Origin of the sequence: Herbaspirillum sp. B65 (assembly GCF_000333555.1) — a bacterium.
In the GTDB taxonomy this organism is placed as follows: Bacteria; Pseudomonadota; Gammaproteobacteria; order Burkholderiales; family Burkholderiaceae_D; genus Herbaspirillum; species Herbaspirillum rubrisubalbicans.
The window spans coordinates 1-6,759 of sequence record NZ_BADI01000873.1 but is presented as its reverse complement, the minus strand read 5'-3'; the positions used below and the strand labels follow the sequence as shown (position 1 = coordinate 6,759).

Sequence of the window (6,759 nt, the reverse complement as noted above, 5' to 3'; positions counted from 1 at the left end):
TCCGGCCGCTGGGCGATCTGGTTTCAGTCGTACAGGGCCAGGTCACGGACTATGAGTTGGAAGCGGTGGTTTATGTCGAGAAAGGCCCGGAAGCCTCGATTGCGCTCAATGCCGCCAGGGCAAACGCTGCGCTCATGGCCAAGCCGCTGCGCCCGCTCGGCTACAGCGTCTATCGCAATGCCTACGTGGCTGCGCTCAAGGTCGAGGGCGTGCGCAATGTCCTGGTGAAATCGCCGGCCGCAGACATTCTGTGCGGACGGACCCAGGCCGCGCGCTGTACCGGCATTCACATCACCGCCGAGGTGCTGGAAGAGGTGGACCGTGTATAACCCCGTCCCGACCTTGCCACCGAATACCACGCCCTTGGAGCGAGCCATTGCGCGTGCCTGTGCGGCGCTGGCCGACACTCCGGTACCCATTCGCGACCTATGGAGTGCTGACCGTTGCCCGGTCGATCTGCTGCCCTTCCTGGCCTGGTCATTTTCTGTGGATCGCTGGGACGACGCTTGGCCGGAGTCGATCAAGCGCGGCACGATCAAGGCCGCCCGCTATATCCACCAGCACAAGGGGACCATTGCCGCCGTGCGCGGCGTGGTCGAGTCGCTGGGCTACATCATCAAGATTCGCGAATGGTGGCAGACCGAACCACGCGGGCAGCGTGGCACCTTCGCGCTGGAAGTCGGCGTGCTGGACGCCGGCATTACCGATGAGATGTTCCTTGAAATGGAACGCCTCATTGATGACGCCAAGCCCCTTTCTCGCCACCTGACGGGCTTGCGCATCCATTTGGAGGTCCGGGGCTCGCTCTTCGTCGGCACCTTTGTCCAGCTCGGCGAGACCGTCACCGTGTATCCCTGGACACCGGACAGCATCGAGATCACTGGTGGCCCCTTCATCGGCTGTGCGGCTCACTTCATCGAAACCATGACCATCTACCCATGAGCACTTATTTTTCTATCCCTACTGAGATTGGCGAGGCCAAGATTGCCAATGCCTTGGCGCTAGGCGTACCGCTGAAGCTGACGCACATGGGCGTGGGTGATGGTAACGGCGTGCTGCCGGTGCCAGACCGCAAGCAAGTTGCCCTGGTTCGGGAGCAACGTCGCGCACCGATCAATACGCTCGACAAAGATCCGAAGAACGCCAGCCAAATCATCATCGAGCAGGTGCTGCCTGCGGATGTGGGCGGTTGGTGGGTACGTGAAATCGGTATTTTCGACGAAGCCGGTGACCTGTGCGCCGTTGCGAATTGCCCACCCAGCTATAAGCCAGTCATTGCCGAAGGCGCCGGCAAGGATCAGGTTGTGCGGGTGGTGTTGCTGGTCGCAAGCACTGCGGCTGTCGAATTGAAAATCGACCCAGCGGTGGTGCTAGCCACGCGCAAATATGCGGATGACGCGATTGTCGCGTATGCCGCGCAGAAGGGACACACGCACGCCGACCTTGCACCGCTGAAATCCCCTCAGTTTTCCGGCATCCCCACTGTTCCAACTCCCCCGCTTGGGACCAAGAGCGGCCAGGCGATCAATGCGGAATTCCTCAATGCGACGCTCAAACAGGTCGCGCCACTGCGGTTCGCGGTGTTCACGTCGTCCGGCACATTTACCGTTCCAGATGACGTGACGGCGCTTCGTGTCTCAGCGGGTGGAGGCGGTGGCGGCGGAGGCGGTGCAGGCGGCGCGTACAACGGGGGTGGCTCTGGATATGCGGCCAGTGGCGGGGGCGGTGGTGGCGGTGCGGCGTCCTATCTGATTGATGTGCTAGTCCCTGTAACGCCCGGTCAGGTGCTGAATGTGGTGATTGGCGCTGGAGGTGCTGGCGGTGTCCATGGGGGCCTCGATCTGGATGGCCAACGCGGTGGTAAAGGCGGAGACACCTCCCTCACCGGCGATGGCGTCAACATTGTATCGACCGGCGGTCCAGGCGGAGACGGAACGCGCTACGCAGGCGGCGCTTACGTAACCCTTGTAGGTGGCGCCGGATTTGGAAATGGCGGCACGCCAGGAACAGCCGGCAATGCGACGCCAGGCAATGGCTATTCGATGGGCGGGATCGGCGGCAATGGGGGCAATTCGCCATGGGGGACAGGTGGCGGCGGCGGTGTCTCCCAAAGCTCGACCTTGGCGGGCGGCATCAACGGTGCTGCTGGCATTGGCTATGCGTCAGGCGGTGGCGGTGGAGGTGGCAGCGTAGCCGGTGAAACCGCCCGGCCTGGCGGCGACGGTGCGGCCGGACGCCCCGGCATTTTGATTATCAAATGGTGAAACCATGCAGACATTCGCAATTATTGAAAAGGACATGGTGGTCAACATCGTGTTATCGGATGACACAGAGCAATTGGCGCGTGGCCTGGCACAGGGGCAGCGTGCTGAGGGCCTGCCCACCGATAGCAGCGTAGCCATCGGTGACAGGTATGCCAAAGGGAAATTCATTTCGTGCGACCGTTCGCCGGCACCTCTCGCCCTGGACATGGAACAGGTCTTGGCACGCAACAAGGTGACTTACACCGGCCTAATGACCATTGCAGGAATGGCTATCGAACCGCTCAAGGATGCGGCGGAGTTGGGCCAGGCGACAGCGGAAGAGCTGAGTGCGCTTGCCGCCTGGCGCCAATACCGGATTGACCTGAGCAGAGTGAATCTTTCCGCAGATCCAGTCGAGTGGCCGGCAGAGCCATCCGCTACGCCGTAGCAGTGCGCCTGAATACAAGACTTCAAATTTTCATCGAAAGGAACATCATGGCAACCGATTACCACCACGGCGTGCGCGTCATCGAAATCAACGAAGGCACGCGCCCCATTCGCACCGTCTCTACCGCCGTCATCGGCGTGATTGTCACGGCCGACGACGCCGATGCAGACGCCTTCCCGCTGGACACGGCCGTGCTCATCACCAATGTTGTCGCCGCCCAAGCCAAGGCCGGCAAGCGTGGCACCATGCGCCGCGTGCTGGAAGCCATCGCCGCCCAAGCCAAGCCCCTGGTTGTGCTGGTGCGCGTGGCCGAAGGCGCAGACGAAGCCGAGCAAACCACCCTGGTGATTGGTGGCGTGTCGCCTGAAGGCCGCTATACCGGCGCCAAGGCGCTGCTGGCCGCGCAGTCCAAGCTGGGCATCAAGCCGCGCATCCTGGGCGCGCCGGGCTTGGATACTAAGGCAGTGACCAATGCACTGGCCTCCCTTGCGCAGACTCTGCGCGCCTTCGTGTATGCCTCCTGCTGGAATTGCGCGACGGTGGTCGCAGCGACCGCCTATCGTTCTGAGTTCGGGCAGCGTGAAGTGATGCTGATTTGGCCGGAATTCGTGTCCTGGGATACGACCACCAACGCCGATGCCAGCATCTCGGCCGTGGCCTACGCCCTGGGCTTGCGCGCCAAGATTGATGAACAGACCGGCTGGCACAAGACCTTGTCCAACGTGGTGGTGAATGGCCCGACCGGTATCAGCCGTGACGTGTTCTGGGATTTGCAAGACCCGGCCACCGATGCCGGCGTGCTCAATGCCAAGGAAGTCACCACCCTCATCAACATGAGCGGCTATCGGTTCTGGGGCTCGCGCACCTGCGAAATCCAGGGCGGGTTCTTCCCCTTCGAGAATTACACCCGTACCGCGCAAGTGCTGGCCGACACCATTGCCGAAGCGCATATGGTTTACGTCGACCTGCCGATGACGCCCTCGCTGGTGAAGGATCTGGTGGCCAGCATCAACGCCAAGTTCCGTTCCCTGAAAGCCAGCGGCTACATCATCGACGGCGAGGCCTGGTTCGATGAACAGTTCAACGACAAGGACACCTTGAAGACCGGCAAGCTGACCATCGACTATGGCTACACCCCGGTGCCCCCGGTGGAAAACCTGCTCTTCCAGCAGCGCATTACCGATCAATACCTGGCCGACTTTGCCGCACGCGTCGCTGCCGCCTGAGCCTAGGCGGCCAGGTGCTGGCCGCCAGCTTTTCCCTATGTTAAGGAGCCATCAATATGGGTATGCCCCACAAACTGAAGGATTTCAACGTTTTCCAGAACGGTATCGACTATTCCGGGATTGCCACGGAAGTGACCCTGCCCAAGCTGTCGCGCAAGATGGAAGAATACCGCGCGGCCGGCATGTCCGGCCCGGTCTCGGCGGACCTGGGCCAGGAAGCCATGCAACTGGAATGGACGGCCGGCGGCCTGGTCAAGGAAGCGCTCAAGCAGTACGCCGCCAACACACATGGCGCCGTGCAATTGCGCTTCGCGGGCGCCTATCAGAGCGATGACGATGCATCCGTGCAGGCAGTCGAAATCACCGTGCGTGGCCGCTATAAAGAAGTGGATATGGGCAATGCCAAGGTGGGCGACGACACCTCGCACAAATTCAGTATGCCTCTGAGCGCCTACAAGCTCACCATCGATAACGAGGTGATTTTCGATTTCGACTTCATGAACGGTATCGAAATCGTCGGTGGCGTGGACCGCCGCGCCGACATCCGCAAGGCCATCGGCCTGTAACCACCGGGCGGCATCGGGCCGCCTGGTTCTTCGATTTTTCTCTTTGACAAGGAAACACCATGACCACCACCACCGCCCCCGTCAAGATCGAAACCGTTGTTGTCGAACTGGACGAACCGCTCACGCGCGGCAATACCCAAATCACCGAACTCACCTTGCGCCGTCCGAAGTCCGGCGCCTTGCGCGGCGTGAGCCTGATGGATCTTATGAATATGAACGTGAGCGCCCTGCAGGTGGTGTTGCCGCGTATCAGCGAGCCGGCGCTGACACAGTTTGACGTGGCCGCAATGGACCCGGCCGACCTGATCAAGTGCGGCATGGAAGTCTCTGTTTTTTTGGCACCGAAGGCGGACCGCGCCTTGGTCTCCCAATCGAAGTAGAAGACGCAATGGCCGACATCGCGACGGTGTTCCATTGGCCACCGGCCGCGATGGATGAGCTGGAATTAGCAGACCTCATGAAGTGGCGCGAGCGCGCCAGGGTACGAAGCGGGGCGGAATAGATGGCAAACGAACTGAAAATGCAGGTGGTTTTCTCGATGATGGAGAAAATCACCGCCCCGCTGAAGAAAATCTCCAGTGGCGCCAAAGACACCGGCAAGGCACTGAAGGACACCAGTGACCGCCTGCGCGAGCTGAACAAGCAACAGAACGACCTCAACGGCCTGCGCGAGCTGCACCAGGGAATGCGCAAGACCAGTGCCGAGCTGGCCACCGCACAGCAGCGCGTTACCGACCTGGCGGCCAAGATGAAGGCCACCGAGAATCCTACGCGCGCCATGACGCGCGAATTTAACGCCGCAGTGCGCAGCGTGAAGTCGCTCCAAGAGGCCAGCGAGAAACAAAGTGTCCAGTATCGCGCCTTGCGCGAGCGCCTGACCGACGCCGGCATTGGATCGCGCCAGCTCGCCAACGCACAGACCTGGCTCAAGAACAGCATCGCCGCCACCAATGCCGAATTGGCCGACCAGCAGAAGAAGCTGACCGTCAGCCATCGTCAGCAGCAAGTCATGGCCAACGCTCGCCAGCGCGCCGACAAGCTGCGCAGCACGGCGGGTGGACTGGCTGCGGCCGGGGTGGGTGCTACTGCCAGCGGCGCGGCCGTGGGCACGCCACTCCTGGCCGGCTTGAAAGAGGCCAAGCACTACGAGACTGAAAACGGCCGGGTGCGCGCGCTCGGTCTGGGGCCGGCCGCGACCGCCGAAGCGATCAAGTTCGCGCGCGAGATGAAAACCTACGGCACTAGCCAGCTCGACAACCTGCAATTGCTGCGCGATGGCATCACCGCCTTTGGTGATACGCATCACGCCGAGATGGTCGCCCCCATGATGGCCAAGATGAAATTCGGCAATCACGCCTTCTATGGCGAAGAGGAAGGCGCGGAGAACGAGCGCAAGTTCATGGACATGCTGAAGGTCATCGAAATGCGCAACGGCACCAAGGACATTGGTACGTTCTCCAAGCAGGCCAATATGGTGCAGCAGGTGCTGACCGCCACGGGCGGCCGGGTCGGTCCCGGTGAATGGCTGAACCTGATCAAGACCGGTGGTATTGCGGCGAAGGGGCTCAAGGATGAATCCTTTTATTACCAGATGGAATCTCTGGTGCAGGAAATGGGCGGTAACCGGGTCGGCACGTCCATGATGAGCGCTTACCAGAACTTGTATCAGGGCCGCACCACCAAGCGTTCCATCTCCATGCTGTCGGACCTGGGCCTGATTGGCGACCAATCCCAGGTGAAGCATGACAAGGCCGGCCAGGTCTCGTTCCTGAATCCGGGCGCTATCAAGGGCGCGGACCTCTTCCGCGAGAATCAATTCGAATGGATGGAGAAGGTACTGTTGCCGCAACTGGCCAGCAAGGGCATCACCGACGAAAAAGGCATCCTCGATGCCATCGGCGGGATTTTCTCGAACCGCACGGCGGCGCAGCTCTTTTCGACGATGTACCAGCAGCGCGCACAGATCCACAAAAACGAGAAACTGAACCGGGGCGCCGCCAATATCGACGAACTGGACAAGCTCGGGCGGGAAACGGCCAGCGGCAAGGAATTGGAAACCCTGGCCAAGGTGGCCGACCTGAAGCTGGACATGGGAACCAAGATACTGCCGCTCTATGCATCCGGCCTGCAGATGGCCGCCAATGCCGTCCAGGCGCTATCGGGCTTCATGGAGCGCAACCCAACCACGGCCAAGGCCATGATTGTTGGATTCAGTGCTATTGCCGCCATTCTGGTGGTGATGGGGCCGCTGATGCTGGCCCTGGCCTCCGTCATCG

Annotated in this window: 8 protein-coding genes and 1 pseudogene; all 9 read left to right on the top strand. The window is 61.2% G+C overall.

Annotation, left to right across the window (positions count from 1 at the left end):
- Window positions 1–329, top strand: a pseudogene (locus I5W_RS20775) (baseplate assembly protein); the annotation flags it as partial.
- A complete protein-coding gene (locus I5W_RS20770; RefSeq protein WP_252717149.1) occupies window positions 322–942 on the top strand; it encodes a phage tail protein I in 621 nt (206 codons plus the stop codon). The pseudogene I5W_RS20775 and the gene I5W_RS20770, both read left to right, overlap by 8 nt.
- On the top strand, window positions 939–2,264 hold the full coding sequence (locus I5W_RS33905) for a phage tail protein (protein WP_050010707.1): 1,326 nt from the start codon (window positions 939–941) through the stop codon (window positions 2,262–2,264). Before I5W_RS20770 ends, I5W_RS33905 begins: the two co-directional genes overlap by 4 nt.
- Window positions 2,265–2,268: 4 nt before the next feature.
- Complete coding sequence (locus I5W_RS29120; RefSeq protein WP_050010706.1) at window positions 2,269–2,691, top strand: tail fiber assembly protein; 423 nt, start codon at window positions 2,269–2,271, stop codon at window positions 2,689–2,691.
- 47 nt (window positions 2,692–2,738) lie between these two features.
- Window positions 2,739–3,917, top strand: a complete 1,179-nt coding sequence (locus tag I5W_RS20755) for a phage tail sheath protein (protein WP_044530652.1) — start codon at window positions 2,739–2,741, stop codon at window positions 3,915–3,917.
- 56 nt (window positions 3,918–3,973) lie between these two features.
- Window positions 3,974–4,483 carry a phage major tail tube protein gene (locus tag I5W_RS20750; RefSeq protein WP_044530651.1) on the top strand — a complete coding sequence of 170 codons (510 nt, stop codon included), beginning with the start codon at window positions 3,974–3,976 and terminating at the stop codon, window positions 4,481–4,483.
- A gap of 59 nt (window positions 4,484–4,542) precedes the next feature.
- Window positions 4,543–4,863, top strand: a complete 321-nt coding sequence (locus tag I5W_RS20745; RefSeq protein WP_044530650.1) for a phage tail assembly protein — start codon at window positions 4,543–4,545, stop codon at window positions 4,861–4,863.
- An 8-nt stretch (window positions 4,864–4,871) separates the two neighbouring features.
- On the top strand, window positions 4,872–4,985 hold the full coding sequence (locus tag I5W_RS30290; protein WP_017452867.1) for a GpE family phage tail protein: 114 nt from the start codon (window positions 4,872–4,874) through the stop codon (window positions 4,983–4,985).
- On the top strand, window positions 4,986–6,759 hold a 1,774-nt coding region (locus I5W_RS20735; RefSeq protein ID WP_044530649.1), incomplete at its 3' end, for a hypothetical protein. It abuts the gene before it with no gap.